Raw genomic sequence first — 26,738 nt, forward strand, 5'->3', positions numbered from 1 at the left:
AATTGGTTTTTCGGGAGGGCCGCCGCAATGACCGACATACGGATCGGAATCGTCGGTGGCGGCTATATGGGCAAGGCCCACGCAGTGGCGTTTGCCGCAGTTGGGGCTGTCTTCGATACCGCGTTGCGGCCCAAGCTAGAGATGGTGTGCGCAACCTCACCGGACTCCGCGGAACGCTACAGGCAGGCCTATGGTTTTGCCCGGGCCACCAGCAACTGGCGCAAGCTGGTAGATGACCCGGATGTCGATGCGATTGTTGTCGCAACACCCCAGCATACCCATCGCGCCATTGCCGAGGCTGCGTTTGCGTTGGGCAAACCGGTCTTGTGTGAAAAGCCACTGGGTGCATCCCTTGCAGATAGCCATGCCATGGTCGCTGCGGCACAGGCGGCGGATGCTATCAACATGGTTGGTTTCAACTACATCCGCACACCGGCATCACAGTTCGCCCGCCAACTGATCACCGAGGGTCGGATCGGGCAGCTGACATGGTTCCGGGGCGAAATGACGGAAGATTTCTTTGCGGACCCCACCATTGGCGGCTGGCGTGGGCAGGGTGATGCGAATGGCTGCATGGGTGATCTTGCCCCACATATGATCAACGCTGCACGCGCGCTGATCGGGCCGATTACCAGCCTGTGCGCCAGCGTCGAAACCGTACATCCCGAACGGGCGGGTGAGGCGGTAACCAATGATGATCAGGCGCAAATGATGTGCCGGTTCGAAAACGGGATGCAGGGGCATATGTTTTTCAGCCGTGTCGCGACTGGGCGCAAAATGGGCTATGCCTATGAAATTCATGGGACCAAAGGGCATATCCGGTTCGATCAGGAAGACCAGAACGCGATCCATCTTTATACGACCGAAGGGCCGGAATCCGAACGCGGCTTTCGCAAGATCCTGACCGGCCCGGCGCATCCCGATTACCTGCCATTCTGTCAGGGGCCGGGCCATGGCACCGGCTATCAGGATCAGATCATCATCGAGGCGCGGGATTTCCTGACCGCCATCCATGAAAACCGCAATATCTGGCCGACCTTTGCGGAAGGCCTCGAAGTCAATCGCATCGTCGCAGCCGTCATGGACTCCAGCCGCAAGCAGGCCTGGGTCAATGTCGCCGACTACTGATAAGGAACGATAGGAATGATCAAGATCGGCAATGCGCCTTGTTCGTGGGGCGTGGAATTCGCGGACGATCCGCGCAATCCGCATTGGCGCAAAGTCCTGCAGGAAAACGCCGATGCAGGCTATACCGGGATAGAGCTGGGGCCGGTTGGTTTCATGCCCGAAGACCCCACTATTCTGGGCGATGCTCTGGAAGAATTCGGGCAGGAACTGGTCGGCGGCGTGGTTTTCCGCCCATTCCACGATCCCAACAAATGGGACGATGTTATGGATGGGGCGGTGCGTACCTGCAAGGCGTTGCAGGCCCATGGCGCGCAGCATCTGGTGCTGATCGACAGCATATCGCTCCGCCGCGCACCGACTGCTGGTCGTGCGTCTGAGGCCGAGCAGATGGATAGTGCCGAATGGGCCGCGTTCCGCGACCGGATCGCCACTGTGGCCCAAATGGGCGCCGGGGATTACGGGCTGACGGTGGGCATTCATGCCCACGCGGCGGGGTTCATCGATTTTGAGCCAGAGCTTGAACGGTTGCTGGACGAGGTTGACGACAGCATTCTCAAGATCTGTTTCGACACCGGCCATCATTCCTATGCAGGGTTTGACCCGGTGGCCTTCATGAAGCGGCATATCGACCGGATCAGCTATATGCATTTCAAGGATATCGATCCGGCGGTCAAAGCCGATGCAGTGGCCAACCGGACAGATTTTTACAAGGCCTGCGGGCAGGGTATTTTCTGCAATCTGGGCGACGGCGACGTTGATTTCCCGGCTGTGCGGCAGGTGCTGCTTGACGCCGGTTTTGACGGTTGGTGCACGGTCGAACAGGATTGCGACCCGACAGGCGACACGTCACCCATCGATGATGCGAAACTGAATCGTGCCTATCTGCAATCCATCGGTTTTGAGGGGGCCTGAGCCATGGCAGTGCTGAATTGGGGTATGATCGGCGGCGGTGAAGGCAGCCAGATCGGACCGGCCCACAGGTTGGGTGCGCGTCTGGACGGGCTGTTCACTTTTGCAGCCGGCGCGCTGGACCATCGGGCCGAACAGGGCATCGATTATGGCCGTCGTCTTGGCCTTGGTGACCGCGCCTATGGCAGTTGGCAGGACATGCTGGAAGCCGAGAAAAAGCGCGACGACAAGGTTGATCTGGTCACCGTCGCGACCCCCAACGCGACCCATTTTGAGATCACCAAAGCCTTTCTGGAAAACGGGTTTCACGTGCTGTGCGAAAAACCCATGACAATGACTGTCGAGGAAGGCGAAGAAATCGTGGAAGTCGCCAAAAAGACCGGCAATATCTGTGCAGTGAACTATGGCTATACCGGCTATTCACTGGTCCGGCATATGCGCGCCATGATCGCACGTGGTGATATTGGCAAGGTCCGTCTGGTCAACGCCGAGTTTGCCCACGGCCACCACGCCGACGCCACTGATGCGGACAACCCACGCGTCCGCTGGCGCTATGATCCCGCACAGGCCGGTGTATCGGCCCAGTTCGCCGATTGCGGTATTCACGCGCTGCACATGGCCAGCTTTGTCACCGGACAGGAGGTGACGAAACTTTCGGCGGATACCGTGTCATGCATTGATGTGCGTACGCTTGAAGACGACGCCATGGTCAATTTCCGCATAGATGGTGGCGCGGTTGGCAGGCTTTGGACGTCTTCCATCGCCATCGGCCGTCAACATGGGCTTGGCATTCAGGTTTTCGGCGAAACTGGCGGGCTGCGCTGGAGCCAGGAACAGCCCAACCAACTGTACTATATGCCACTTGGGGGTCGTCTGCAGGTGATCGAACGTGGAGAGGCAAACCTGTCACGGGAGGCGGACCGGACGACGCGCGTTACCATCGGCCATGCCGAAGGCATGCCGCTCGCATTCGCCAATATCTACACTGATCTGGCAGAAGCGATCAGCGCCCGCAAAGAGGGCCGCGTGATGGACCCAGCGGCGAACCTTTACCCCCGCGCCGAAGATGGCCTGCGGTCTATGGCGGCTGTCTACGCCGTTGCTGAATCAGGGAAAAATGAAGGTGTTTGGCTGGATGCACGACCGCCCATGTTTCGTTGAAACTGCCTATGAAAACGGACGTAAGGTACCCCGTTCGACAACATGACACGCAAATAATCGTGCTTCCGGATAGCGTGTGTCGTCTTTCAATGATGCCTCAATCAACTCGATCGAAGAGGCGATAATCTGTTTGATCGGGTTGTGAATAGTGGTCAGGTTGATGTTCTCCCACCCCGCCATCTCCATGTCGTTGAGACCAAGAATGCCGATGTCATCTGGGACCTGCAGGCCAGCCGACTGGATTGCCGACAACGCGCCAATCGACAGCACGTCGTCACCGCAAAAATAGGCCTCTGCCGGGGTTTCCCGCAGCAGGCGCCGCATTTCCGCGCGGCCCGCATCGAAGGAATAAGAGTCGGCAAACGTGACTGTCATCTCGACATCGGGGTTTGCGTTGTTGACCTCTGCAAAACCTTTCAGCCGGTCCTGGGTCGATGTCGCTGTTTCCGGCCCGCCCAGAAACGCCAGTCGCCGATAGCCGCGCGCAATCAGCGTATTGGCGGCCATGCGCCCGGCCTCGATGTTATCAATGCCTAGCACATTCACATTGGGGCTGGCCGAGTGGCGGCCAAAGGAGTGCACCACAGGAACACCTGCATCACGAAACCCTTCGGCGAAGGCGACAGGCAATGTCGATGACGCCACAATGACGCCATCCACAGAATAGGCGCGCAGCATACGGATTGAGTTTTCCGGATCTACTTCGTCGGTAAGATTGACCAGAAGTGGGCGCAAACCGCGCTCTTGCAGGCCCTTTGTAAAGCGGTCGAATACCTCAAGAAAAATGGGGTTGTGGAAGTTGTTGGACACCAGCCCGATCAGCTTGGTTCGTCCGGTCGTCAGCGACGATGCAAGCGCGTTTGGACTGTAACCCAGCGCCTCTGCTGCTTTTTGCACTTTGGCGCGAGTCTTTTCAGAGACGGACGCACCCTCCGTATAGGTACGCGAGACCGCAGAGCGCGACACCCCCGCGCGGGCTGCAACGTCTTTGAGTGTCACGGCCAAGCTGCGTTCTCCTGTGTCAGTTCAAGGGTCTTTATCCAATTTCGAAGCACCAAGCCAGCCCGTGATGATGACACTTCTGCTACGCTGCGCCTTCGTATTCAGCACCTGTTTTGGCGCCCGTGATATAGGCCACGACATCTTGCCCGTCAGTCTCTTCCTTATTGAGATTTGCGACAATCCTGCCGCGTCGGAACACGATGATACGGTCCACGAGGTCAAAGACCTGCCGCATATTATGGCTGATCAAGATCAGGGGTTCGCCCTGTTCCTTGAGCGTACGGACAATGTTTTCAACTTGGGCAGTTTCCTGCACGCCAAGTGCCGCTGTCGGTTCGTCCATGATTGTCAGCTTGGACCGGAAGCTGGCTGTCCGCGCAATGGCCACACATTGCCGCTGTCCGCCCGACATCCGTTCGATTGTATTGTTGATGTTGGGGATCTTCACACCCGTCTTTTGCAGCGCGTCGATCGTGTCCTGCCGCATGGCCTTGTAATCAAGAAACCGAAACGGGCCTAGCCAATTGAATTTGGTCTTTTCTCGGCCCAGGAAAAGATTGTCGGGCACATCCAAGTGGTCAGCTAAGGCAAGTGTTTGAAACACTGCCTCGATACCCGCCTCACGGGCGTCAAGAGGACCCGCGAAGTTGACGGGTTTGCCGTCAAAGATCACCTGACCTCGTGTGCGCTGTTCCACCCCGGTGATCTGACGGACGAAGGTGGATTTGCCCGCGCCGTTGTCACCCATGATGGCGACATGTTCACCTTGTTTCAGGATGAAATCCGCGCCTTCCAGCGCATGCACACCTCCGTAGTGTTTGGTCAGGTCGCGGGTTTCCAGAATGATATCCGACATGGTTTTCCCCTTAGGCCGCTGACGCTGCGCGTTGTTGTCGCCACTGGTCAAGGACCACTGCACTGATGATGATCGTACCCATCGCCATCAGCTGATAAAACGCGTCCAGCTTGATGTAGGTGAACCCTGACTGGATCGCCCCGAACACCATCGCACCCAGTACCGTACCAATGATAGAGCCACGCCCACCGGTCAGGCTGACGCCGCCGATAACAGCCATCGCAATGGCGAAAAGTTCATAGAACTGGCCCATGCCTGTCTGTGCGGTAAGGTTCTTGGAGCTTAGAATAATGGCTGCAAACGCCGCCAGCATCGATGCGATCATATAGACCAGCACCTTGTGCCGTTTGACATTGATACCAGACATGCGGGCTGCATCCTCATTCGATCCGATGGCGTAGGTGTGTTTGCCGTAGACCGTGTATCGCAAGGCGATGTGACACAGGACGGCCAGCATGATAAACCAGACGACCGGCATCATACCAGACCCCAGCCAGGCAAAGCTCTCCGTGGGAAAAGACACCGGCTGGCCCTTGGTCCACCATTGGGCGATACCCCGGCAGATCAGGAACATACCCAATGTCGCGATAAAGGGCGGGATACGTGTGAATGCGATGAGTGAGCCGTTGATTGCGCCGATAAACGCGCCGAAGCAGAGACCAACGATCACGGGGACAATCACCGGAAGGTCAAACGCCCAGTCACCAAACACCGCCTTGGGATTTGGGTTACCGTTGACCAGTTCGGTCTGGGCAAAGGACATCACGATCATCGCCGCCGCCCCGACCAACGGACCAGAAGACAGGTCAATCCCACCAGAAATGATCACCTGCGTCACACCCAGTGAAATGATGCCGATAATGGCAACTTGCAGGATGATGATCCTCAGACGCGCTTCGTTGAAGATTGAATTGAACCGGTCCTGCGTATCGAAGAGGAAGCTCTGCCCATTCATATAGGGGAGCAGCTGCCCCAGAATCTCGAAAATGGCGATGATGATGATCAGCGCAATAAAGATGTTCAGTTCATTCGGCCAGGACCGCTTGGACTTGTCGTAAGTCAGCCCCCCGACACCATGCGATGCTTCTGCCAATGACCCGCTCCTCTGTCGTCGATGTCAGTCGTGCGCTCTGGGCGCGTCAGAGCGCCCAGAGCCGTGTTCATCAGTTCTTGCTGAGGAAGTCGTCGATGTTGTCTGGCGTGACCAGTTGGAAGGGGATGTAGACCTTCTGGTCAACGTCTTCCCCGCGGGCCAGTGCCAATGCGGCATCGACCGATCCTTCACCCTGACCGAACGCATCCTGAAACACCGTCGCGTCCAGATCACCGGCCTGCATGGCCACCAGCGCGTCCTGTGTGGCATCAACGCCCACAACCACGACATCATCCATTGAGACCCCATTGGCTTTCATCGCCTGGATTGCGCCAATCGCCATTTCGTCGTTATTGGCAAAGACCACGTCGAAGGACTCGCCCGATGACAGCCAGTTTGTCATCAGATCCTGCGCCTTGTCCCGCGACCATTCGGCGGTCTGGCGGTCGATGATGTTGACAAAGTTGCACATATCCATACCGAGGACATCATCGACGTCCTTGGTCCGCTGCACGGCGGCCTGGTTGGATAACTGACCCATCAACAGGTAGCCATTGGCGCCCCCTGCTTTGCCGGCAGCGCGCAGCATCTTGCACGCCTCGAACGCGGCCAGTGTGCCGGATTCAATCTCGTTCGATGCCACGAACGCCTGATTGTCTGGCAACGTATCGACGTTGATCGGCTCGCGGTTCACGTAGACTAGAGGCACGCCTGCTGCAGCGGCAGCCTGCGACATTGCTTCGGTTGCTGACGTATCGACAGCATTCACAATGATCGCATCAACGCCGGATGCGATGAAGTTGTTGATCTGGTCCAACTGCTTGGCCACATCGTCGGTCGCATCCTCGACTTGCAGATCAACGCCGTCGATGCCAGCGGCATAGTCAACCATACCGTTTCGCATCACGGTCAGAAAGTTGTCATCAAAGCGCGCGATCGAAGCGCCGATAGTTTCCGCCATCGCCGTGGTGCCGATCAATGCTGTCAAACCAGCGGTCAGTAGTAGTTTTTTCATGGTTTCCTCCCAGAAAACGTGCCCGGCACACGCAACAAAAAGACCGGGACCCCTTTTGGGGGCGATGATTTCACCTCAATTCATGATGCGATCCGTGTCAGATACGCGATCTCGACGAGGTTTTGGGCCGCCGTGGGGCGACTAGTATTTGAATGCAGGTCATGTGCACGAACTGGCACTGCCATTGATGTATCTGCACTGTTGTAATCTTCAGAGATTTGACAACCGATTTCACTTGCCAATTCAGTCATTTGACCGCGCCTTTCGGCAGATACTCCAGTGTAGTTTCGCGCATTTTGCAGCATACCGGCTGCATCCCCCCGGACATATTTCGACCGTTATCGGAATCACCTTAGAGCCGATGGAGTGTTTTTGCAACCGGTTGCATTCTTGGGTGTGATGAGTGGAACGGTGCCTGCTCTGACAGTCGTTTTCGCTTATCGCGCCAGTTCGAACTTTCTTGAGACGTCGGTCAATTGGCCGCCTTCGACCAAAACTTCTTTCGGCGCCGGGTGGCTGATAAAGTAAATCGGGCTGGCGGTGATGCCATAGGCACCACTGGCATGAACAGCAACGATATCACCTTCACTTAAATGCGGCAGCATGACACCACTGGCCAGCCTGTCGATTGATGTACAAAGCGGACCGACAAGGTTGATCTTTTCGTCAGCCTCACCACCGCCGACGCGATGCATCTGATAGTTACGGTGGATGACCATGCCAAAATGCCCGGACGCCGGTAGGTGGTTATTCATACCACCGTCGCAGATACCAATCTTGGTGCCGCGAGAGTCCTTGATTGTGACCACGCTCGTCAAAAAGTAGCCCGCTTCGCCAACAAGATAGCGACCCAGCTCAAGGATCAATTGCGTTTTGGCAAAACGGTCCTCGGATCGGAAGTCATCCAGTTCGGGACCGATAACGCTGGCCACATCGGTCAGATCCAGCGGTGTATCACCAGCGTGATAAGGGATGCCCAAGCCAGAACCAAATACCAGCTTTTGCGGAGTGATGTCATAAGCTTCGCACAGCTCGCGAAAAACGGACATGAAGATTCGATAGTTTTCGCAGATCGCATCTGGCTTCAGACATTGCGTTCCCGAGTAGATATGCAGCCCGACCACCGACAAGTTCGGAAGCGCCAGTATCTGCGGCAATTGTTCTGCCGCATCTTCAATATCAATCCCGAACGGGCTTGGCCGACCTGCCATGTGATCGCCAAATCCTTTGGGAACTGAGGACGGCGCGATGCGGATCAGGATGTTCTGAATCTTACCTGCCTCGCCCGCAACACGGTTTGCAGCGATGGCCTCGTGCACGCTTTCCACGACCAGTTCGCCTACATCACCGTCGATGGCCTCTGCGATTTCGGCGTCACGCTTTCCCGGTCCGGTAAAACTGGCCTGTGCTGGCCCCCAGCCAGCCTGTCGCGCCAAACGAAACTCGCCAATCGAAGACACGTCAACATACTCAACACGCTTCGCCAGCCATTCGAGCAGTCCGGGGTTCGGATTGCATTTCATCGCGTAACTCAGGCTGAACCAGCGGCCCAATGTGCTTTCGATCTCGGCGATGCGCGTCTCGATTGCATCGGTCAAATAGACATAGGACGGCGTGCCGAACCGTTCGGCAGCCTCGGCGAGACACGAGTCGAGTCTGTTCATTTCAGGACTGGTTTTCGACAAGCTGAACAATCCGCGATGGCGTGTCGAAGTTATCGAGGGTGACGTCGGCCGGGTGTACCTCGATCCTGGCGGTTTCCTCAACAAATCCGATGACGTTCATCATGGCAACGGAATCAAGTATCCCTGACGAAAACAGCTCGGTTTCGGCATCAATACCGTCATCAAGGTTCAGCGTGTCTTTGAGATAGTCAATCAGCTGTTGGGTAGTCAGCGCCATGGGCAATAAGTCCTTGAATGGAAAAGGGTCGAGTTATGAAGCCGTATTGTGACTTTGGGTCTTCGATTCTGCAATGATGGCGGGGCGGTCCAGCTTTCCGCTGGCGGTGCGGGGCATGGCACCCTGCCAGTGATGGATATGGCGCGGAATCATGTAAGGCGGCATAACCTTGCGGCAATGGCCGGTCAGAGCCGCCTGATCAAAATCATCAATCGTCGTTACTGCTATGTGCACCACCTGACCCAGATCATGATCCTCGACTCCGTAGGCCACAACATCTGCAACAAGCCCGCTGCGCGATACGAGATCTTCCACCTCGGTTGGGCTAAGCCTGAAGCCACTGGTCTTGATCATGTCGTCCACGCGGCCCACGAACCACAAATCACCATCCTCGTCCACGCGCACCAGATCGCCACTATAGACGACATCGGCGTCGCCAATCAGATCATGCAATTCCGGGCACGGACGGATTTTTTCGCGACTGAGTCCCGGCTGTTGCCAATACCCCAGACTGACCAGTGGGCCTGCATGCACCAGTTCACCTTGCTCGCCCGACCCGGCGCGGCCTTTGCCGTGCTGGATCACAAACACCTGCGAATTGGGGACCGCTTGGCCTATCGATCCCATCTTTTCGGCAAACTTGGCCGGCGGCAGATATGTGGATCGGAACGCCTCGGTCAGCCCATACATCAGAAAGATATCGACACCCGGAAAGACCATTGGCATCTTTTCGAGGATATCAGGCGGGATTTTCCCGCCAGTATTCGTGATCAACCGCAGTGATGGCAGGTCCGATGGCGCATTGTCGAGTAGTCTGACGACCTGGTTCCAAAGAGGCGGCACCCCCGCAAATCCGGTGACATGGTGGGTCTGGATCGCCTTCACAACCTCGGTCGGCATCACGACCGGCTGATGCACCACGCTGCCTCCGATCAACAACATGGTTGTCAACTGGTTCAACCCTGCATCAAAGCTGTAAGGTAAAACCGACAACAACCGGTCCGTGTCACGCAGCCCCAGGTATTCAACAACAGTTTCCGCACCGATCCGGATATTACGATGGCTAAGCATCACACCCTTCGGCATCCCGGTGGAGCCTGACGTATAGATGATCATCGCCAGCTCAGTATCGGCCTGTTCCACCTCCGCAGATGTGTCGGTTTTTGTTTGATCGCTCCACAGATCATAAGCACCTTCAGCACCCGATTTGCCCTCTACAAGAATACCGAGGAGCCCATCTGGTATCTTGCCGTCAGACAATCCTTTCAGCGCGGTGGTATTTGTGATCAGGGCCCGCGCGCCAGAGTCCTTAGCAACATAACCAAGCTGCTCTGCTGTCCATTGCGTGTTCACGTTGACGACGACGGCCCCGATTTTGGCCGCGCCAAACATGGCCACAGCCTCTTCGATGCTCTTGCGAAGATGGACGATGACCCGGTCGCCGGACTGCACCCCGATCCGCGTCAGATAGTCAGCCACCACATCTGCCTCGAACACAAAATCTGCATAACTCACCGAACGCTTCGCATCGATAAGCGCTGTCTTTTCAGCGTTCGCTGGCAGATTATCGGCAAGCAGTCTGTAAACCGTCCCGGTCATCTTCACGGCTCTTCTTTCTTGTCGTCGGGCTTTTCTGCCGGTTTGGCGAACATAGCCAAACGCGGATAGACTTTGGCCGGAGAGCCAATGACGGTGGAATCCGATGGGATGTTGGTGCTGACAGCCGTGTTTGCACCAATACGTACACGATCACCGATCTTGATGTTGCCCAGCACGGTGGAATTCACGCCGATAAACACGTCATCACCAATGACCGGCGCACCATCGCCCATATTGGTCCCGATGGTCACGTTATGCATAACACCACACCGATCCCCGATCACCACATCGGGGTGCAGCGACAGACTGCCCTCTGCGTGGATGATGTGGAAATCCTCGCCAAGCTGGACCTGCGGCGGAATCCATACCTTCGTCACGTTGAGAATGAATATCTTGAAGATGGCGTATATTTTGTTGGCAATCCAGCGGGCCACCGGATTCTTAAGGTGAATTGCCCAATGACCAAACCGGTAAATCGCCAACGACACAAATGCGGGCTCGAACAGAGACCGCCCATGACGTTCATAATCACCCTTCAACACTCGGAACACGCGGTTGCCTCCAACCTTGGTCGCCACGACAGCGGGACACATTTCACAGGCGCCTTCATTCGACAAGTATTTTGGGCCGCCACAGTTCGGTTTGACAGCAGCTCGTTGCGCATTTCAGACAAGCGATGGGTGATCATCGGGGGGGCCAGTATCATTGCGGCAGCAGATCCAGAGTGCGTTGAACCTCCTCCCAATCCACGCGAAACCTTGTATCGGTGCCTTCGGCGACGACAAATGCAAAGCCCTGACCTTGTCGGTCGGTCACCATCTTCAACGTGGCAACAACGCGTTCAGGCGGCTGGATCACAAATAGCGTTGCATCCGGTGGCATCGTTGCAAGACCGTGCGCGAGATGGCTGCCCTCAATCCCGGCGATAACTTTGGCCTCTCCACAGACGTCTGCAATTTCATCGACGGTCGCCGCCGTCGGGTCAAGGACATGAAACCCGTAGGTTTCTGCCAGCTGGTCGGCAATCTCGCGTTCGTTTTCGAGAACCCGTTCGTCACCTGTGCTGCCGCGCAGGATAAACACACCGGGCAAAGGCGCAACCTCGCGACCCGCCAATATGCGTTTGCGTAAATCCCGGGCCCGCTCTGCTTTTCCTTCGTTATTGGGCAAATCTTCGAACAGCACCAACTCATCGAAATGCACATGCTGTCGGCGTAACGGCCTCATACCCAACAATTCTTCATAGCGCGGAACATGACCTTTGGGCGGTGGCGCGGTTGTGACGGTTTGACCTTCCGGTTCCGCCAGCAGGTGTGTCAGACAGTCCTGACGCAGCCATGTTCCGAACCAGCGGTTACCGATCCAGCTTTCATACATCACACCATGCAACACATCGGTCGGAACCGCGTAGGTCAAAGATTTCGACGTGCGCGCACGCAAATGCCGCTGCCGCCCGTCCGCGTAAAGTACCCCATCTACCAGGTCGACATTTTTAAGGCGATAACCAAAGGTCGGCTCCTGCTCCACATCAAATTCACCGCGAAAAGACCTGATCACGGCGTCAGGTGGTGAAAACTCAGTGCCCCTGATGCGCTCGATCTGATCCGGCAAAAAAATAGCTGGCGGTACATGACTGGGACTGCCAGGCGCAACTTCCCATTTATCAGCATCTTTCGACAGGATATCGGGAACAGGTTGGCGCAACAGGCTGCGCATTTTCCCGTGCAAAGGTCTGAACGAAATCATATTGTGGCTTCAGTCATAATAAACTTGTTTTAATGCGATGTAGACTAGGCAACATGGTGACTGGTGTCCAGTTGCAGCCGTCTACGGTGCAGAACTTGTGTTGCGCTGACTGCCCGCCTCGTGGAGATCTTGAACCAGCCAAGCTTCAGGTGCCTTCCACCATCTTCCGAAACGTCTCATTGCCACTGACCAGTTCATCGTAAGTTCCGCTCGACACAACCCGACCATGTTCCATCAGGTATATTTGATCGCAATCCTTGACCGTTGTTAGCCGGTGCGCGATCAGGATCACAGTCTTGTCGGCGCGAATATTGTGAACAGCCTCCATCACAACACGTTCAGTGATATTGTCGAGTGCAGAGGTTGCTTCATCCATGATCAGTAGGCTTGGGTTTGTATAAAGGGCACGCGCGATCCCGATGCGCTGGCGCTGACCGCCCGAAAGACGCACACCCCTTTCACCCACCATTGTGTCATAACCTTGGGGCAGTTCATCAATGACAAAATCATGGAGCGCGGCAACCTTAGCCGCCTTCTCGACCGCTTGCATGTTGATCTGATCTTGTGGGACACCAAAGGCAATGTTGCGAGCAATATTGTCATCGACAAGATAGATTTCCTGCGGAACGTATCCGATGGTGTTTTGCCAGGCACGCCGGTTGTCATCCGTAATCTCAACCCCATCGACGCAGATTTGTCCGTCCTGTACGGGAAGCAAGCCTAGGATCAGGTCGATCAGCGTCGTCTTTCCGGCACCCGTACCGCCGACGATGCCAATAGTTGTTCGCGACTTGATCTGCATGTTCAGCTGATGAAGGGCCTGCCGCTGCGCTTCGTCGTAGCCAAACCCGATATCGCGCAGTTCCAGCATCTCGTTCAATTGCAGAGCTGGTCGACCAGCTGCCTGATCAGCCTCGATATCAGCCACTTCGATGGGGAAATCTGCGTTGTATTCATCAACGATGTGGTTGAGTAATACTTCGCCACCGCGCACAGACACCAGACTGTGGTAGATTTGCTGGATCGCCGGCAAAATGCGGATCACCGCAAACGCAAAGATACCAAGCGTCGGGATGATGGCGACCAAATCACCACTACTCCGCAGAAGCAAAACGAGAATGAGGGTCAGCATGATGCCAAACGTCAGCGCCTCAAGCGCATAGCGCGGCAACTCGCCAAGCGTCTGGTTGCGGGCTGCATACTTTGCATGATCAAGCGCGGGTGCTTTGAATTGGCGGGTGTAATTCTCCTCCAAGCCCATCAACTTGACCTCTTTGAAGCCGCCGGTCGCCTCACCGACGATCCTGTACTTCTGGTCGCTCGCCAAGAGCCTGCGCCGTCCTGCATTGTGAATAACCGGGCGCAAAGCCAGATAAAGCGCGGCATAAGACCCGCCCAACAGCCCGGCTGACAGCAACGATACCAAGGGGTCGACAACGATCAGGAAACACACAATCGCCAGCGCCGATATGGTCCCTGCGATAATCCGCAGCAGCGGAACGATCACGGTAAAGACCAGATAATCCATCTCGCTCAACACATTCCGCGCAATCTCGGCGCTGTTTTTGGTCAGGAACCACGCGTAGGGCTGGTAGAGGTAGATACGAAGCAATCGACGCGCCAGCGCATAACCACGCATGTTGGCGAACCGGATCAATGTAAATGCACTCAGCGCCTTCACACCCAGACTGGCAAGCACAATGCAGAATACGGCCACCGACATGGCAATCAGAAAAGCATAGGTCGATTGAAACGCGAAGTATTCATAGATCCAGCCCAACATCGCGTTTTCGGTCACGCGATCTGGATCAGCCAGAAGGTTCAGAAACATCAAAACAGATGAGATGCCGATGATTTCTGCAAAGGCCACAAAAACCATCATCAGCATCAAAAGGTAAAAGCCGCGGCGTTCTTTTGCGTCAAATAGCGAAAGAACCTTGGCGTATGTCTTAATCATGATACCATTCTGCTTTGCGACACTTGGTGTAAAATGTACTAAAAAATTTTTGGCCTTATCCGATGGTGATAGGGCGTTTTGTGCCGAAAGTATAGCGGTCAGGCAGGTTTCTCAGAACCGCCTGTTCTATCAGTTTACCGCAGACATGAGCGACAAGAGCGGCCTGTAAACTCCTGACATTTTTCCAACAGGTTCGACAAGGGAAGTAGTCGGCCCGCGACTTCCAATTCTGGATGCGGCGGGTCGGGTACGGCTTTGGCATATGATGTGGGTGACTTTGCCATGAAATATAGCGCCAACTGACAGCAAATATAAAGTGTGACTGGAAACCCCTGCAAAGGGTATCTCAAGACTGATGGTGATTTTTTCGGGCGGTTCTCTGCTCAAGTCTTCGCCAAGCAGTACCGACCAGATAGTACATGAAGTAACAGCTACACTTGATCAGGTCCAATTCTTCCATTTGCCGGTAGACGCGCCATGTCCCGACGGCTGCCTGAAGCTTATTGGCAGATAGTGATGTTGAACCACGTCGGTAGGTTGCCAATGTACCAGGAACCGCTTGGGCCCTATCACCTGCGCGCAGCAGTTTGAGCCATAGGGCGTAATCCTGACGTCTGCGCGCGGTCGACATTTCAACTTTGCCAAAGACTTCGGTATCGTCCACTCCTTCGTGGTGACGATGAGCCAACAACGCTCTCTTATCAAATGCCGCTATTTGGACCCATAAGCGCTGACGTCAGACACCCGTCAACGCAAGATTCGCCGCCCCGCTCAGATCAATGCATCGGGTCAGGATTACGATCATCTGACCGATAGCAAGCAGGATGAGCGGTGCTGTGTCATTGAAGACGTTCGCGAGGTTTGAAGGTCCAATGAATGCTGGAAATCGCGACGCAATAATGGCCAGCAACAAGACGATTGCACCGGTCAGAAGCACGTCGGGGGACATGAGGATTTGTTTCGACACTTTTTCCTCTCTTTCAGATCCCGGCAACCTCCCCACCATTCCCACCGACCACCAAACGGTGTTGATGAGGGGAGAGGGCGGCATGCGCTGTGTTCATGATCCAACAATCTCATGGGGGGCTTCCGGTCGGCGACCGGCCAGAGCGGGAATGCTTGCGCGAATGCCACGGCTGGGCGGTCGACTCGAAATCGTGCCATCACACAAAAAGTATCTGAAGGGTAGGGCGACGTTGAAAACTCTCGAGCGTGGATGCCCTTGGAACGCCAGCGCTGTGTCTGCCCAGACCCTATCTAGCGCAACCCGCTCCGGTAAATCTGTCGGAGAAACGCCAAAACTTGCTGCGAAGACAGTGCAACCAGATGCGAGGTGGCCGCGTCGCGGACATCGGTGAGGTCGATCGCCTCGAACCCTTCCGGCACGGAGTGCGACGTATTGCCGACACGCGTGCCGGTTTGCGCCAGCCTCCCGGAGATCCGCAGGGCGGGATCGTCCTCGGCCAGGACGACAACGGAGCGTGCCGGAAGTGGACCGAGGTCCCGGACCTGCTCCCCGAACACATCCGGGTCGATGTCGGGTTGCAGAAACAGCAGACCATCTGCGATGTCCGTGACCGGGAATCCTTGTGCGGCAAGTCGTGTCAGGCTCTCCATGACGAGGAACACACCAAGCGAATGTGCGACGACTAGGATGTCGCCGGACCAGCGCCGGCGCAGGGCCAACAGCGTGTCAGCAAGCGGCCGCCGCGCATCCAGCACGCTGTCACGATCATGGAAGTAACCGCGACCGCTTGCGGCGGATGGCCAGACAAAACTGACCTGCGGGCCGTTCATGCCGATATCCTCGGCCATCTGGGTGTGTCGGTAGACCGCCTCGGCTGCGGTGTTGTTGTATCCGTGAATCCAGACGACGAGCGGTTCACCATTCGCTGCGCCAAGGTCTGGGAACCTATCCAAAGGTAGAACCCGTTCTGTCCCGAAGGCGGAAGCGCCTGAGACTGGGACGGTGCCGGGCGTCCGGTTCGCAGGGACGGAGACGCTCAGATCATACCAGAATAGTCCGTCGCCGCGCTCTGCTGTTTCAAGGTTCAGACGGTTCGTCGCCATGATCATGCGACGTCTTCTCATCACGCCTGCCGACGACGCCGGCGCAAAGTCACCACGCGGCACGCACCCCATCAGCCCCATCGACGCAAGACCGAACAGGGTTTCACGACGACCGATCATTCCGCTGGAACCTCCTTGCCGTCCGGCTCCGACATCGCGGTCCGGCTTGCACGCCATTTATCGAGGGTCGCCCAGTCAAAATAGATCGCAAGCGCGGCGGGTAGCACGAAGATCGTCAGGAACGTTGAGGACAGAAGGCCAAAGGCCACTGCAGTCACAAGCGGGACCATCGTTTGTGCCTGCGGGGAGGTTTCGAAGATGATGGGCAAGAGGCCCACAAACGTCGTCATGAAACTTAGTAGCACGGGCCGGAAGCGGTGACGCACGGCCTCGATTGCGCCCGTCACGGCGTTGTCCTCGCTCTCCATCTCGAAAAAAGCGACGAAGAGAATAGCGTTGTTGACCACGATCCCAGCGAGCGAGGCGAAGCCCACGAAACTCGGCATGGCAAGGTCGATGCCCACGGCAAGGTGCCCAAAGACGACGCCGATGATCGCGAAGGGGATCGACAGCATCACGACAAGAGGCAGGGTGTAGCTGTGGAACTGGTAGGCAAGGATCAGGTAGACCCCGATCAGGCCGATCAGCAGCGCCACGACGATGGAACTTTGCGTTTCCAGCTGCGCCTCGGTCGCGCCGCCGATGCCCACGGTCACGCCCGGGAACGCGGCTTCGATTTCGGGCGCATAGACTGAGCGGACCTCTTCGGAGATGGCGGCCGAGGTGGTTGCTTCCCGGTCGATCTGGCCGATGATCCGCGCGATGGCCGCGCCGTCCTGGCGGGTGATCTGGGCGTATCCGTCCACCACCGCCATATCCGCGACCTGCGACAGCGTCGTGACCCTGCCCCCCGGCATTGCGATCGGATAGCTTTCGAGATCGGCGAGGGTCTGCACGCTGTCGCCCAGTTCCACCCGCACCGAAAGCTCGCTGAAGCCTTCAGTAAAGCTGTCGGTTTCATTGCCCGAAAAGGCGGCGCGCAGCTGCCCACTCAGGTTCTGGGGCGTCAGGCCAGTGCTAGCCCCGAAGGTGTTCAGCGCGATCTCCACCTGCGCCTGACCGCCGGAGAAATCCTGATAGGCGCCCGTTACGTCCGGCCGGGCGACAAGACGCGTGTAGAGCGCCGCGCTGGCGGCTTCAAGTTGCGCAAGATCGCGGGAGGACAGCTGCACGTCCAGATCGGAACCTCCCGGTGTGGCGGAGGTCTGCACGAAGCTCGACTGTGCCATGTCAGGGACAGGGCCTGTGCCCGCCTCCCACATGGCGGCCACGCGGTCTGCCTCGACGTTGCGCAGGGCCGAGGGCAACAGGTCGACTGTTATCGTCGCCGTGTGCGGGCCATTGTTTCTGACATCTGGATTGGTCGCGAAGCGCACCAGCACCTGCTCGCCCAGCGGGGCACCGCCCTCGGTTCGCGGCGAAAGTTCGGCGTTCACCTGTTCCAGCGCGGCCAACGCGCGGGCGACCACCGCTTCGGTGCGCTCCAACGGCGTGCCGGGGTCCAGCGCCAGCCGGGCTTCGACGGTGTCACCCTCGGTCGTCGGGAAGCCGATCACCTTCACGGTGCCCGCGGTGATCAGGCCGACTGTCGCAATCAGTGCGGCAAAGGTCAGACCCAGCGTCAGATAACGCCAATCAACAAGGACGGTGACTGCGGGAACCACGACACGGTCGGTCATCCAGCGGATTGCGCGAGGGGCCAGCCTCCGTTCCTGTCGTTCCCGGTCGGGTGTGACGTGGCTCAGGTGATTGGGCAGTACGAGGAAGGCTTCCACGATGCTGACGCCAAGCACCATGAGGAGAACGACCGGCACGACTTCGAGGATCGACCCGATTTCGCCCGAGAGGAACATCAGCGGCGTGAAGACACACGCGGTCGTCAGGAAAGACGACAGTACACCGGGGGCAACCTCGCCTGCGCCGCGAATGGCCGCGTCTTTCGGACCGACGCGGCCGCGCCACTTGTCGATGTTGTCAGCTATCACAATGCTATCGTCCATGATCAGGCCGACGGCCATGAGCATCGCGATCAGCGAGATCATGTTGATCGTCACGCCGAGCGCATTGAGGATGAAGAACCCGCCGAGAAAGGAAATCGGCAGGGCCGCTGCGATCCAGAAGGCTTCGCGAAAACTGAAGACCGCCGCCATCACGATCAGAACGAGCACAAGCCCGATGCCCGTGTTTTCGACCACGATCCGGATGCGGTCGAGGATGTTTTCTGTCGCGTCATTGACCACCGTGATTGAGAACGGATCAGGCAGGGCCGCCTCCTCGCGGTCGATCACCTCTCTCACGGACGCGAAGGCGTCTATCGCGTCAGCGGCTTGCGTCTTTGAAATCGAGATCGTGGCGGATCGCGCACCGTCGATGAAGGATTGCAGCTCCGGCGTGGAAGGGGCGAGCCGGACTTCGGCAACATCGCGCACACGGACAAACCCGCCATTTTCAGCCTCGCGGATGACGACATTCTCCAGCGTCTCGATCGACCGGCTTACGCCCTGATAACGCAGCGTCAGTTCCTGATCCGCCGTCCGCGCGGTCCCCAAGGGTTGATTGAAGGAGCGGGCATTGATTGCGTCCGTGACATCGCGGGCCGACAGCCCATAGCGGCGCAGCGCAAGCTGATCGAGGGCGATCATCACCTCGCGTTCGCTGATCCCGCCGACGGTTGCATCCGCGACGAGTGGAAGGGTGGCTAGTTCAGCCGCAAGGCGGTCGGCATAGCGCAGCAGGCTGTCCCGCTGGTCGATCCCCGAAATGGCCAGAAGCGCGATCTGTTCTTCGCGCCCGGCAATCGCGACGGTCGGCTCTTCGGCATCGGATGGAAGATCGGAGAGCGCCTGCACCTCTGACAATGTGTCGTTGAAAAATTGCGAGATGTCGCCGCCTTCAGTCATGGTCAGCGTGGCAGAGGCGCGGCCCTCGACACTCTGGCATTCCAGTTCGTCAAGATCGCTCAGAGCGTTCAGGGCGCGGTCGATTTCCGCGCAGATCTGCTCGTCCACATCGATGGCGGCCGCACCAGGGTAGAGAACCGCGACCGAGACACGCGAGGGCGTGAACTCGGGGAAGCTTTCCCGCTCCATGTCTCGGATGACGGAGAGCCCAAGGATCACCGCCGAAATCATGAGAATGTTCGCGGCGACGGGGTGGCGGACGAAGTAACGGATCATTCGCTTGCGCTTTCCGTGACTGACAGGGATTGGCCCAGAATTGCCGGTTCCGGCGGTGCAACCAATATGCGGTCTCCGTCTTCAAGGGTGGCGTCGATGATCGCGCGGCCGTTCACTTGCCCAAGGCGTTCTGCCGGCCGTCGCCGAAGCGTGTCGGCGGCATCGGCGACATAGACGAATGTCTCTTCTGCTTCCGACTGAAGCGATCCGCGCGGGATCGCGCGCCAGTCCGATTTGGTGGTGCCCCGGAACGCGACCGACACAAATGCCCCGATCGTCAGGGGCGGTCGTCGCAGGTCCAGATCGGGCAGGCCACCATTTGGGACACGGACGACGATGCCGATGGTGCCGGTGCTCTCATCTATCGTACCATCGACGCGTTCGATCTGCCCTGCGTATTCGTGGCGTCCACCTTGGCTCAGAATGACCACTGCCTCTACCCCCGAAGTGTTCAGAGCCTGGCGGGCGGCATCCTGATCCGACAAGTCAAGTAGGACCGAGCCGTCGTCCGCCGACGGCAGCAACAAGGAAAGCGCCGCGCCGACCTCGGAGGGTTGCACCTCAGCGGTGATCTCGACGGCATCTACAGCCGCAAGCGTCAGAAGCCTGTCGCCGGGGCGGATATACTCCCCTTCTGAAACATCTTCCTCCAGCACGCGACCCGTGAACGGAGCCACGATTTCGGTGTTTGATAGGTCGCGCTCTGCCTCTTCAAGCTCGACCTCGCGGGTCCGGCGGGTTGCCTCGGCACTGACGCGCTGCACGGGGATCAGATCGATCTGGTTCTGGATATCCAGAACACGGCGCTGTTGGGTGATCAGGTCGCGCTCGGCCTGCTCCAGACGGGATTCCGCGATCGCACCCCTATCCAGAAGCTGCCGCTGCCGGTCGCTCTCGGCCTGAAAGACGGCTTCGATGCGACGCTCAAGCGCGATCTGTTCGGACAGGCTTTCAGCCTGCGCGTCAAGTTCCGCCAACTGCGCCTCGGCGGTTTGCAGGTTGGCGGCAGCCCGGTCACGGGCGATCTCGTAGGACCGCGGATCTACACGCAATAAGGTCAATCCCGCCTCGACGATCGAACCTGTGGCCAACGCGTCAGCCGCGCTCAAGACCCGACCGTCCACCTGGCTGACAGCCTCCCACGTGCGGACAGCTTCGACGCGCCCAAAACCCGTTATCACGATATCGATCGGCGCGGGCGCTGCGTTCAGTGCCGCGACAGGTCTCGCAATCGTCTGTGTTGCATTGGCTTCGACGGCGTCATCGCTGCGTTGCTGGATCATGAAGAGGAACACACCGGCGGCAACCGCAGGGATGAACAGAAGGGCACGCCAGTTCATGAGGAAGAATCCGTTTTCGTTTCGGGATAGAGTGCATCCACCAGTTCCGGAATACGCTCGGGCGTGATGCGCCAGCCGATCCCGGTTTCGATCACCGGGCCAGCCGAGAGAAACAGCACGGTCTGCATCATGATCGCAAGAGCACGCAATCGGGCCTCTTCCTCGTTTAGCGCCTCCGCGATCGAGAAGAGCTTGGCAAAAAATGCCACGTGATCTCTGAGAACCTCGTCGTAAAAGATGCCCGCACCGCGCCCGCCGATGACGATTTCGCGTTGCAGGAACCGTAGTTCATGCGCGAGCTCGGGGCGCAATGCATCGCGGAGCGCTACATCGATCACTACGCGGATCATTGTCCGCGCCTGCTCAGGCGACAGACTGGACAGGTTTGTCGTCTCCGAGGTCACGATGCCGCCCGGTCCTTCGGCCTTCAGACGCTGCGCCGCAGCTCTGACGCAGGCGTCGAAAAGCCCATCCTTTGATCCGAAATGGTATTTGACCGACGAGATGTTTTGCTTCGCGTCACCCACGACGGCGCGCAGTGAAGTCGCTTCGAAACCATGCTGCCCGAATTGCCGCATCGCGGCTTCGATCAGTCGGGACCTCGTCTCGTCTTTGCGAGTGTCGCTATTGGGTAAGGTTTTGTTCACTGAAGGCATAGGACCACATTTCAAACAATCGTTTGACACACCTAGTCTGGAGATCTAATTCAATCAAGCGTTTGAATGGAGATCCGAATGAAAATTGTTGGGACTGCATTGTTGTTTGCGCTGCTCGCGCCCTTTCATGCGGCGGCGCAGACGTTGACGGCTGACGCGCTATTGGACCGGATCACCGGCCAAACATTTGAAATCAGACGGATGGCAATGCGGATGGAAATGACGTTCCAGCCAGATGGATCGATCGCGGGACGCGGACCTTTGGGAACGATGACTGGCAGCTGGGCTGTCGAGAGGGATCAGCTTTGCATGGAGCTGCCCCGTATCGGGCGCCGCTGTAGCGCAGTAACCGCCGAGCAAGACGGATCACTGGTTTTTGGGGATGGTCAGCGCATGATGCCAGTATATGGGTAGATAGCGGCCTGCAGAATGCTCTGATGCAGCGAATCCCCAGCCGTTCTTGTCCGCGGGATTCCCGTGTCCGCAAGGGAATCGATCAGCGGACGGTCTTTTGGGCCGAACTCATCGGCGGGTTTCGCGTCGGTTGGGACCGTGCTCAACGGCAAGTGATGGATGGTTAGCGCCTATTCCAACCGGATTTGCAATATCAACTATGCCCGTGACGAGCAGGAATCGCATGATTGCGTTGGAGAGTTTCGCAAGTTCTCGGTTGCAATTCGGGTTCTACGAGAAACGGATCACGGTGGACAACGCACCAGTCCAAGTCAGGAAGCAACATGCGACGCGGCCTTGGCTGGCGCTTGGTGCGTCGACGTGAGTTACCTACGCCTGTCAAATGCAACGATGAGCAGCGCAAGCAATGACGGCACGATCTGAAACAGGCCCGGCCGAAGCGAAACGGTGATCGCGGCGGCGATCCCGGCCACCAGAACGAAGCCGAGAAAGCAGATGGCCACACGGCGCTGCCAGACGCTGTCCCGGATGAAAAGGGCCCAGATCAGACCGACGGCAAGGAAGGCATTATAGACGCCCTGGTTCGCGGCAAGTTGCGTCGTCTGGGGAAACAGTTCAGCTGGAAATGTGTCAAAAACCACGGGCCCGCGGCTTGTCCAGGCGAAGATTTCGAACCACGCGATGTAAAGGTGCAGGACAGCGATCAGCGCGACCAGAGCAAGAAACAGTGTTCTCATCTGCGGTACCTATTCATCAAAATACGCTTTGTGCGTGGTGTAGATGGCCTCGATCGTCGGTGTTAGCCGGTCAAGATGCAGCCGCAAAACCCGATCTGCTGCCTGCGCATCGCCGCCAAACAGCGCCTGCAAGAGCGCCTGGTGATCGTCAAAAAGAACCCCCATCGCCTCCTTGCTGGTCAGGGCCAACATACACAGACGATCCACCTGCGCCTTGTTCTCGGCAATGATATCGAAGGCAAAGGACTGTCGGGCGGCCGCGCATAGAAGCTTGTGAAACTGATAGTCCAACTCGTGGAACGTGCCGACGTCCTCGACAGCGATCGCATCGGCCTGGTTGCGCATATTTGCCTTCAAGGCGGCGTCGACGGATTTGTCCCGTGTACCGGCAGCCAAGCGGACAACTTCCAACTCGACAGCTGTCCGCACGAACCGGGCATTGGCAATCAGTTGCCGCGAGAACTGCCTGACAATGGTTGCGCGCTGTGGCCGCACCAAAAGCAGGTTGAGATTGGCCAGACGCGTAAAGGCCTCACGCACGGGCTGGCGTGAAAACCCGAAGGATTTTGCGACGTCCGTTTCAGAGATCTTGGTGCCGGGCAGAAGCTCCAGCCGGGTGATCTGCCCGAACAATGTGTCAAAGACAACGTCGCTGCTTGTTGTTCGCTCTAGGGTTTCCACTGCGACCATGCCTTGCTTCCGCAACCTCCGTTTGGGAGCAGTTTGGCAGAGTTTTTGGCAAAACAACAGTGTAAATTTGCATACTAGACGACATGCTACTCCCCATTCTCAGCATAGCAGAAATTATATTTTGTTTGATCGATGAACTTAGTTGTTGACTAGTATCCAAGTTTTCGTGTTGGTTACTACAGCAACTGAGGACGGAATAACCGGGCGTGCCAAAGGGGTATCTGAAGATCCGCAAATCGGCTGACACCGATCTGGCACCACGGCCGACCAAGGTTTCGAACGAATTACCCGACCCTGTGGGACCGGCCCAAAAGACAAAACTTGAACCTGATCTGGGAGGATAGAATGTTCAACTTCACTCTGAAGACGATGGCGGTTTCGGCCATTTTACTTGGCGGCGTTACCACTGCGCAGGCCGAAGTCACGCTGCGCGGGGCCAGCATGTTTGATGAGGATCACTCCTTCACCAAGACCTTGCGGGAATTCGAGCGTATGGTCGCTGAAAACTACAACGGCGAGGTGGCATTCGATCTGCGCCTGAATGGCGAACTCGGTGTGGAAAGCGACTATGTCACCTATCTGAACCAGGGGGTGGCCGTCGATTACACGATCCTCGCGCCGTCCAACATGGCGGTGTTCTCTGAATCCATTCCGCTGATGGACATGCCGTTCCTCTTCCGTGATCTCGACCACTGGAACGCGGTTCTGTCATCCGACGCCTTTGCGCCGCTCGAAGCTGATCTGCGCGAAAGTGCGGGCATCGTCATCGTGGGCTACCATGGCGGCGGCGTGCGCAACCTCGCATCGGCAGAGCCGATCACCAACATGGAAGAACTTGCCGATCACCGCATGCGCGTGATGGGGGCCCCAATTCAGGCCAAGACCTTTGATGCAGTGGGCGCGGCCCCGTCGGCTATCGCGTATAACGAGGTTTACAACGCCATTCAGACCGGCGTGATCGCAGGTTTTGAGAATGAAGCCGCATCAATCCAGAACCTCAAGTTCTACGAGGTGGCCCCGCATATCTCGCTCACCCAGCACACGATCACGGTGCGTCCGATCGTGATGTCGGCCAAGACCTTTGATGGTCTGGATGCCGATCTTCAGGCCGCTATCATGAATGCCGGCGCAGCAGCCGGTGCGTTTGGTCGGGCCCTTGAAAGCGGCGCTGACGGAAAAATCCTGCAAGAGATGGCCGACGCCGGTCAGATCGAAATCCACGCCTTCGACGGCCGCGACAAGATGCTTGAACTGGTGCAACCAGTTCAGGACGCTTACGCGGCAGAGCTTGGGGCGACCGAGCTTCTTGAGAACGTGCGCGGCATGTAAACTCCCGGCGTTGACGGGCGGTGCGGTTCCTACGACCGCCCGTCAACTCTATTCGGATACCGATAGCGGTATCCCCAGAAGGATGCGGGGCAGAGCATGTTTGGACGGCTTTTGGAACGGTTCTGCGGTGCCTTGCGGCTCCTTCTTGGCGTGATGATGGGGGCATTGGCGATCCCGGTCGCGATGCAGGTGATCTCCCGCTACACGGGACTGATCCCGACATTTCTCTGGACCGAGGAACTCGCCACGTTTCTCTTTGTGTGGATCGTCATGATCGGGTCCATCGTCGCGGTTTGGGACGGGACACATTTCGACGTCCGCATCACGCCGGACGCAAACTCTCCACTGGCGCGGTTCCTGCAGGACGGTGTCGTGCATCTCGCCATCATGATCTTTGGCGTGTTTTTCCTGTTCTACGGCTTTGAATATGCCGAGTTTGGAAGCAACCAACGCTCGGTGATGATGCGGGCCAATCTGGTGATCACGCATGTATCTGTGCCCATCGCAGGCGGATTCTGGCTTCTCTTGGCAAGCTACCGGCTGTTCGAGGCGTTCGCGCAGTTCCGCTCAGGCGAGTCGTCCCACTCATGATCCTTACCACCGCCACTGCCGCAACGATGCTGATCGTTGGATTTCTGATCCTGATCTTTATGCGCATTCCCGTCGCTTTCGCCCTCGGGCTCGCAACCATTCCGGTCGTCGTGCTGGAACTGAGGCTAACGCCATTCATCGTGCTTGACCGGATGTTCCAATCCTATAATTCGTTCATCCTGCTCGCGGTGCCGTTCTTTCTTCTTGCGGCCAACCTGATGAATTCCGGCAAAGTGACCGACCGCCTGATTGAACTGGCGCGCGTGCTGACCGGCTGGATGCCGGGCGGGCTGGGCCATGTGAACGTGGCGGTCTCGATGCTGTTTGCAGGCATTTCCGGTTCGTCCACCGCCGATGCGGCTGGCATCGGGAAAATCCTGATCCCCGCAATGCAGAAAGAGGGCTACGACACCCGATTTGCCGTCGCGATCACGGCCTGTTCATCGGTGATGGGGGTGATCATCCCTCCATCGATCCTGATGATCGTCTGGGGCGGCGTCATGCAGGTGTCGGTCGGCGCGCTCTTTCTGGGCGGCGCAATCCCCGGGCTGATGATCGGTCTGGCGCTGATGGCCACGGTCTATGGCTTTGCAAAGGCCCGCAACTATCCCGTCACCGCGTCGCCGAACTGGAGCGAGTTCTGGGCGGCCTGGAAAGGTGCGGCACTGGCACTGTTGACCCCTGTTTTCGTAATCGGCGGCATCGTCGGCGGTCTGGTGACACCAACCGAGAGCGCCATCATAGCAGCGGGCTACGCTCTGGTTCTTGGCATGTTCGTCTATCGAACCGTGACGCCCAAGGATCTTGGCCACATCCTCTATGACACAGCGCGCTTTGCGGCAATTTCGCTCTTTGCGATTGGGACGGCTTCGGCCTTTGGCTGGCTGCTGTCGTTCTACAACGCGCCGCGCCTCATCGTCAGCGTTCTGACGGCGTGGGAACTTGGGCCGTTCGGGACGGCGCTGCTGATTGCCGCCCTGTTCCTTATATTTGGCCTCTTCATTGATGCGATACCGACAATCATCATTCTCGGCACGGTTCTGATGCCGGTTGCACAGGCCGGTGGGGTCGACCCGATCGCCTTTGCGATCATCGGTATCGTTTCACTCGCCTTCGGGCTGGTGACACCGCCCTACGGGCTTTGCCTTTTGATTTCAGCCGCGATTGGCGGGCTCAATGTGGTGCAGGTCCTGCGCGAGGTCGTTCTGATACTGGCGCCAATGCTGGTGATCCTGATTTTGCTCGCGGCGTTCCCTGAAATCATCCTCTGGCTGCCCAAGGCGCTCATGCCGGGGGCGTTTCGCTAG

At 57.6% G+C, this 26,738-nt stretch carries 23 protein-coding genes and 1 pseudogene; 7 read left to right on the forward strand and 17 right to left on the reverse strand.

Going from position 1 to position 26,738, the window contains the following annotated elements:
- The first annotated feature begins 27 nt into the window (after positions 1–27).
- From ACFWW2_RS27295 to ACFWW2_RS27305, 3 genes are read left to right on the forward strand one after another with little or no spacing between them, the layout of a single operon-like run.
- Positions 28–1,128: a Gfo/Idh/MocA family protein gene (locus ACFWW2_RS27295; protein ID WP_393933961.1), complete on the forward strand. Its 1,101-nt coding sequence runs from the start codon at positions 28–30 to the stop codon at positions 1,126–1,128.
- A gap of 15 nt (positions 1,129–1,143) precedes the next feature.
- Positions 1,144–2,040 carry a TIM barrel protein gene (locus ACFWW2_RS27300; RefSeq protein ID WP_393933963.1) on the forward strand — a complete coding sequence of 299 codons (897 nt, stop codon included), beginning with the start codon at positions 1,144–1,146 and terminating at the stop codon, positions 2,038–2,040.
- 3 nt (positions 2,041–2,043) lie between these two features.
- Positions 2,044–3,198, forward strand: a complete 1,155-nt coding sequence (locus ACFWW2_RS27305; RefSeq protein ID WP_393933965.1) for a Gfo/Idh/MocA family protein — start codon at positions 2,044–2,046, stop codon at positions 3,196–3,198.
- Positions 3,199–3,204: 6 nt separating this feature from the next.
- Here the strand turns inward: ACFWW2_RS27305 and ACFWW2_RS27310 are convergent, their stop codons facing one another.
- From ACFWW2_RS27310 to ACFWW2_RS27380, 15 genes and pseudogenes are all read right to left on the reverse strand, one after another.
- Entirely contained in the window at positions 3,205–4,203 is a 999-nt protein-coding gene (locus tag ACFWW2_RS27310) for a LacI family DNA-binding transcriptional regulator (protein ID WP_393933967.1), read from the reverse strand.
- A gap of 79 nt (positions 4,204–4,282) precedes the next feature.
- Positions 4,283–5,056: an ATP-binding cassette domain-containing protein gene (locus ACFWW2_RS27315; RefSeq protein ID WP_393933969.1), complete on the reverse strand. Its 774-nt coding sequence runs from the start codon at positions 5,054–5,056 to the stop codon at positions 4,283–4,285.
- 10 nt (positions 5,057–5,066) lie between these two features.
- Positions 5,067–6,149: an ABC transporter permease gene (locus tag ACFWW2_RS27320; RefSeq protein WP_393933971.1), complete on the reverse strand. Its 1,083-nt coding sequence runs from the start codon at positions 6,147–6,149 to the stop codon at positions 5,067–5,069.
- 70 nt (positions 6,150–6,219) lie between these two features.
- Positions 6,220–7,164 carry a substrate-binding domain-containing protein gene (locus tag ACFWW2_RS27325; protein WP_393933973.1) on the reverse strand — a complete coding sequence of 315 codons (945 nt, stop codon included), beginning with the start codon at positions 7,162–7,164 and terminating at the stop codon, positions 6,220–6,222.
- Between the two features lie 437 nt (positions 7,165–7,601).
- Positions 7,602–8,828: a type III PLP-dependent enzyme gene (locus ACFWW2_RS27330; RefSeq protein WP_393933975.1), complete on the reverse strand. Its 1,227-nt coding sequence runs from the start codon at positions 8,826–8,828 to the stop codon at positions 7,602–7,604.
- 1 nt (position 8,829) lies between these two features.
- On the reverse strand, positions 8,830–9,066 hold the full coding sequence (locus ACFWW2_RS27335; RefSeq protein ID WP_393933977.1) for an acyl carrier protein: 237 nt from the start codon (positions 9,064–9,066) through the stop codon (positions 8,830–8,832).
- A gap of 33 nt (positions 9,067–9,099) precedes the next feature.
- Positions 9,100–10,665, reverse strand: coding sequence for an AMP-binding protein (locus ACFWW2_RS27340; protein WP_393933979.1), 1,566 nt, complete (start codon positions 10,663–10,665; stop codon positions 9,100–9,102).
- Positions 10,666–10,667: 2 nt separating this feature from the next.
- The gene (locus tag ACFWW2_RS27345) at positions 10,668–11,258 is read right to left on the reverse strand and encodes a serine O-acetyltransferase (RefSeq protein ID WP_393933981.1); all 591 of its coding nucleotides are present in this window, start codon (positions 11,256–11,258) and stop codon (positions 10,668–10,670) included.
- A gap of 109 nt (positions 11,259–11,367) precedes the next feature.
- A complete protein-coding gene (locus ACFWW2_RS27350; protein ID WP_393933983.1) occupies positions 11,368–12,381 on the reverse strand; it encodes a glycosyltransferase 61 family protein in 1,014 nt (337 codons plus the stop codon).
- 175 nt (positions 12,382–12,556) lie between these two features.
- Entirely contained in the window at positions 12,557–14,368 is a 1,812-nt protein-coding gene (locus ACFWW2_RS27355) for an ABC transporter ATP-binding protein (RefSeq protein ID WP_393933985.1), read from the reverse strand.
- Between the two features lie 739 nt (positions 14,369–15,107).
- Positions 15,108–15,317 (reverse strand): annotated as a pseudogene (locus ACFWW2_RS27360) (ABC transporter permease); the annotation flags it as partial.
- Positions 15,318–15,625: 308 nt separating this feature from the next.
- Positions 15,626–16,558: an alpha/beta hydrolase gene (locus ACFWW2_RS27365; protein ID WP_393933987.1), complete on the reverse strand. Its 933-nt coding sequence runs from the start codon at positions 16,556–16,558 to the stop codon at positions 15,626–15,628.
- Positions 16,555–19,674 (reverse strand): efflux RND transporter permease subunit, encoded by a 3,120-nt coding sequence (locus tag ACFWW2_RS27370; RefSeq protein WP_393933989.1) that lies wholly within the window; start codon positions 19,672–19,674, stop codon positions 16,555–16,557. The genes ACFWW2_RS27365 and ACFWW2_RS27370 overlap by 4 nt, the downstream gene beginning before the upstream one ends.
- Complete coding sequence (locus ACFWW2_RS27375) at positions 19,671–21,014, reverse strand: efflux RND transporter periplasmic adaptor subunit (protein WP_393933991.1); 1,344 nt, start codon at positions 21,012–21,014, stop codon at positions 19,671–19,673. Before ACFWW2_RS27375 ends, ACFWW2_RS27370 begins: the two co-directional genes overlap by 4 nt.
- Positions 21,011–21,670, reverse strand: coding sequence for a TetR/AcrR family transcriptional regulator (locus tag ACFWW2_RS27380; protein WP_393933993.1), 660 nt, complete (start codon positions 21,668–21,670; stop codon positions 21,011–21,013). Before ACFWW2_RS27380 ends, ACFWW2_RS27375 begins: the two co-directional genes overlap by 4 nt.
- 78 nt (positions 21,671–21,748) lie before the next feature.
- Here ACFWW2_RS27380 and ACFWW2_RS27385 point away from each other — a divergent pair, with 78 nt between their 5' ends.
- Positions 21,749–22,084, forward strand: a complete 336-nt coding sequence (locus ACFWW2_RS27385) for a hypothetical protein (RefSeq protein WP_393933995.1) — start codon at positions 21,749–21,751, stop codon at positions 22,082–22,084.
- 365 nt (positions 22,085–22,449) lie between these two features.
- Here ACFWW2_RS27385 and ACFWW2_RS27390 read toward each other — a convergent pair whose 3' ends face one another.
- Both ACFWW2_RS27390 and ACFWW2_RS27395 read right to left on the reverse strand, forming a co-directional pair.
- Complete coding sequence (locus ACFWW2_RS27390; RefSeq protein WP_393933997.1) at positions 22,450–22,821, reverse strand: DUF1304 domain-containing protein; 372 nt, start codon at positions 22,819–22,821, stop codon at positions 22,450–22,452.
- A gap of 9 nt (positions 22,822–22,830) precedes the next feature.
- Positions 22,831–23,511: a GntR family transcriptional regulator gene (locus ACFWW2_RS27395; RefSeq protein ID WP_393933999.1), complete on the reverse strand. Its 681-nt coding sequence runs from the start codon at positions 23,509–23,511 to the stop codon at positions 22,831–22,833.
- Positions 23,512–23,856: 345 nt separating this feature from the next.
- On the opposite strand from ACFWW2_RS27395, the gene ACFWW2_RS27400 reads away from it, so the two are divergent.
- From ACFWW2_RS27400 to ACFWW2_RS27410, 3 genes are all read left to right on the forward strand, one after another.
- Positions 23,857–24,840 carry a TRAP transporter substrate-binding protein gene (locus ACFWW2_RS27400; RefSeq protein ID WP_393934001.1) on the forward strand — a complete coding sequence of 328 codons (984 nt, stop codon included), beginning with the start codon at positions 23,857–23,859 and terminating at the stop codon, positions 24,838–24,840.
- Between the two features lie 96 nt (positions 24,841–24,936).
- Positions 24,937–25,431: a TRAP transporter small permease gene (locus tag ACFWW2_RS27405; RefSeq protein ID WP_393934003.1), complete on the forward strand. Its 495-nt coding sequence runs from the start codon at positions 24,937–24,939 to the stop codon at positions 25,429–25,431.
- Positions 25,428–26,738 carry a TRAP transporter large permease gene (locus ACFWW2_RS27410; protein ID WP_393934005.1) on the forward strand — a complete coding sequence of 437 codons (1,311 nt, stop codon included), beginning with the start codon at positions 25,428–25,430 and terminating at the stop codon, positions 26,736–26,738. The genes ACFWW2_RS27405 and ACFWW2_RS27410 overlap by 4 nt, the downstream gene beginning before the upstream one ends.

The organism is Yoonia sp. R2-816, assembly GCF_046762905.1.
Classification (GTDB): domain Bacteria; phylum Pseudomonadota; class Alphaproteobacteria; order Rhodobacterales; family Rhodobacteraceae; genus Yoonia.

Coding starts and splice junctions, on each gene's coding strand:
- ACFWW2_RS27295 (WP_393933961.1), top strand. CDS start 28: ATGACCGACATACGGATCGGAATCGTCGGTGGCGGCTATATGGGCAAG.
- ACFWW2_RS27300 (WP_393933963.1), top strand. CDS start 1,144: ATGATCAAGATCGGCAATGCGCCTTGTTCGTGGGGCGTGGAATTCGCG.
- ACFWW2_RS27305 (WP_393933965.1), top strand. CDS start 2,044: ATGGCAGTGCTGAATTGGGGTATGATCGGCGGCGGTGAAGGCAGCCAG.
- ACFWW2_RS27315 (WP_393933969.1), bottom strand. CDS start 5,056: ATGTCGGATATCATTCTGGAAACCCGCGACCTGACCAAACACTACGGA.
- ACFWW2_RS27325 (WP_393933973.1), bottom strand. CDS start 7,164: ATGAAAAAACTACTACTGACCGCTGGTTTGACAGCATTGATCGGCACC.
- ACFWW2_RS27330 (WP_393933975.1), bottom strand. CDS start 8,828: ATGAACAGACTCGACTCGTGTCTCGCCGAGGCTGCCGAACGGTTCGGC.
- ACFWW2_RS27335 (WP_393933977.1), bottom strand. CDS start 9,066: ATGGCGCTGACTACCCAACAGCTGATTGACTATCTCAAAGACACGCTG.
- ACFWW2_RS27340 (WP_393933979.1), bottom strand. CDS start 10,665: ATGACCGGGACGGTTTACAGACTGCTTGCCGATAATCTGCCAGCGAAC.
- ACFWW2_RS27345 (WP_393933981.1), bottom strand. CDS start 11,258: ATGTGTCCCGCTGTCGTGGCGACCAAGGTTGGAGGCAACCGCGTGTTC.
- ACFWW2_RS27350 (WP_393933983.1), bottom strand. CDS start 12,381: ATGCGCAGCCTGTTGCGCCAACCTGTTCCCGATATCCTGTCGAAAGAT.
- ACFWW2_RS27355 (WP_393933985.1), bottom strand. CDS start 14,368: ATGATTAAGACATACGCCAAGGTTCTTTCGCTATTTGACGCAAAAGAA.
- ACFWW2_RS27365 (WP_393933987.1), bottom strand. CDS start 16,558: ATGATCGGTCGTCGTGAAACCCTGTTCGGTCTTGCGTCGATGGGGCTG.
- ACFWW2_RS27370 (WP_393933989.1), bottom strand. CDS start 19,674: ATGATCCGTTACTTCGTCCGCCACCCCGTCGCCGCGAACATTCTCATG.
- ACFWW2_RS27375 (WP_393933991.1), bottom strand. CDS start 21,014: ATGAACTGGCGTGCCCTTCTGTTCATCCCTGCGGTTGCCGCCGGTGTG.
- ACFWW2_RS27380 (WP_393933993.1), bottom strand. CDS start 21,670: ATGCCTTCAGTGAACAAAACCTTACCCAATAGCGACACTCGCAAAGAC.
- ACFWW2_RS27385 (WP_393933995.1), top strand. CDS start 21,749: ATGAAAATTGTTGGGACTGCATTGTTGTTTGCGCTGCTCGCGCCCTTT.
- ACFWW2_RS27390 (WP_393933997.1), bottom strand. CDS start 22,821: ATGAGAACACTGTTTCTTGCTCTGGTCGCGCTGATCGCTGTCCTGCAC.
- ACFWW2_RS27395 (WP_393933999.1), bottom strand. CDS start 23,511: ATGGTCGCAGTGGAAACCCTAGAGCGAACAACAAGCAGCGACGTTGTC.
- ACFWW2_RS27400 (WP_393934001.1), top strand. CDS start 23,857: ATGTTCAACTTCACTCTGAAGACGATGGCGGTTTCGGCCATTTTACTT.
- ACFWW2_RS27405 (WP_393934003.1), top strand. CDS start 24,937: ATGTTTGGACGGCTTTTGGAACGGTTCTGCGGTGCCTTGCGGCTCCTT.
- ACFWW2_RS27410 (WP_393934005.1), top strand. CDS start 25,428: ATGATCCTTACCACCGCCACTGCCGCAACGATGCTGATCGTTGGATTT.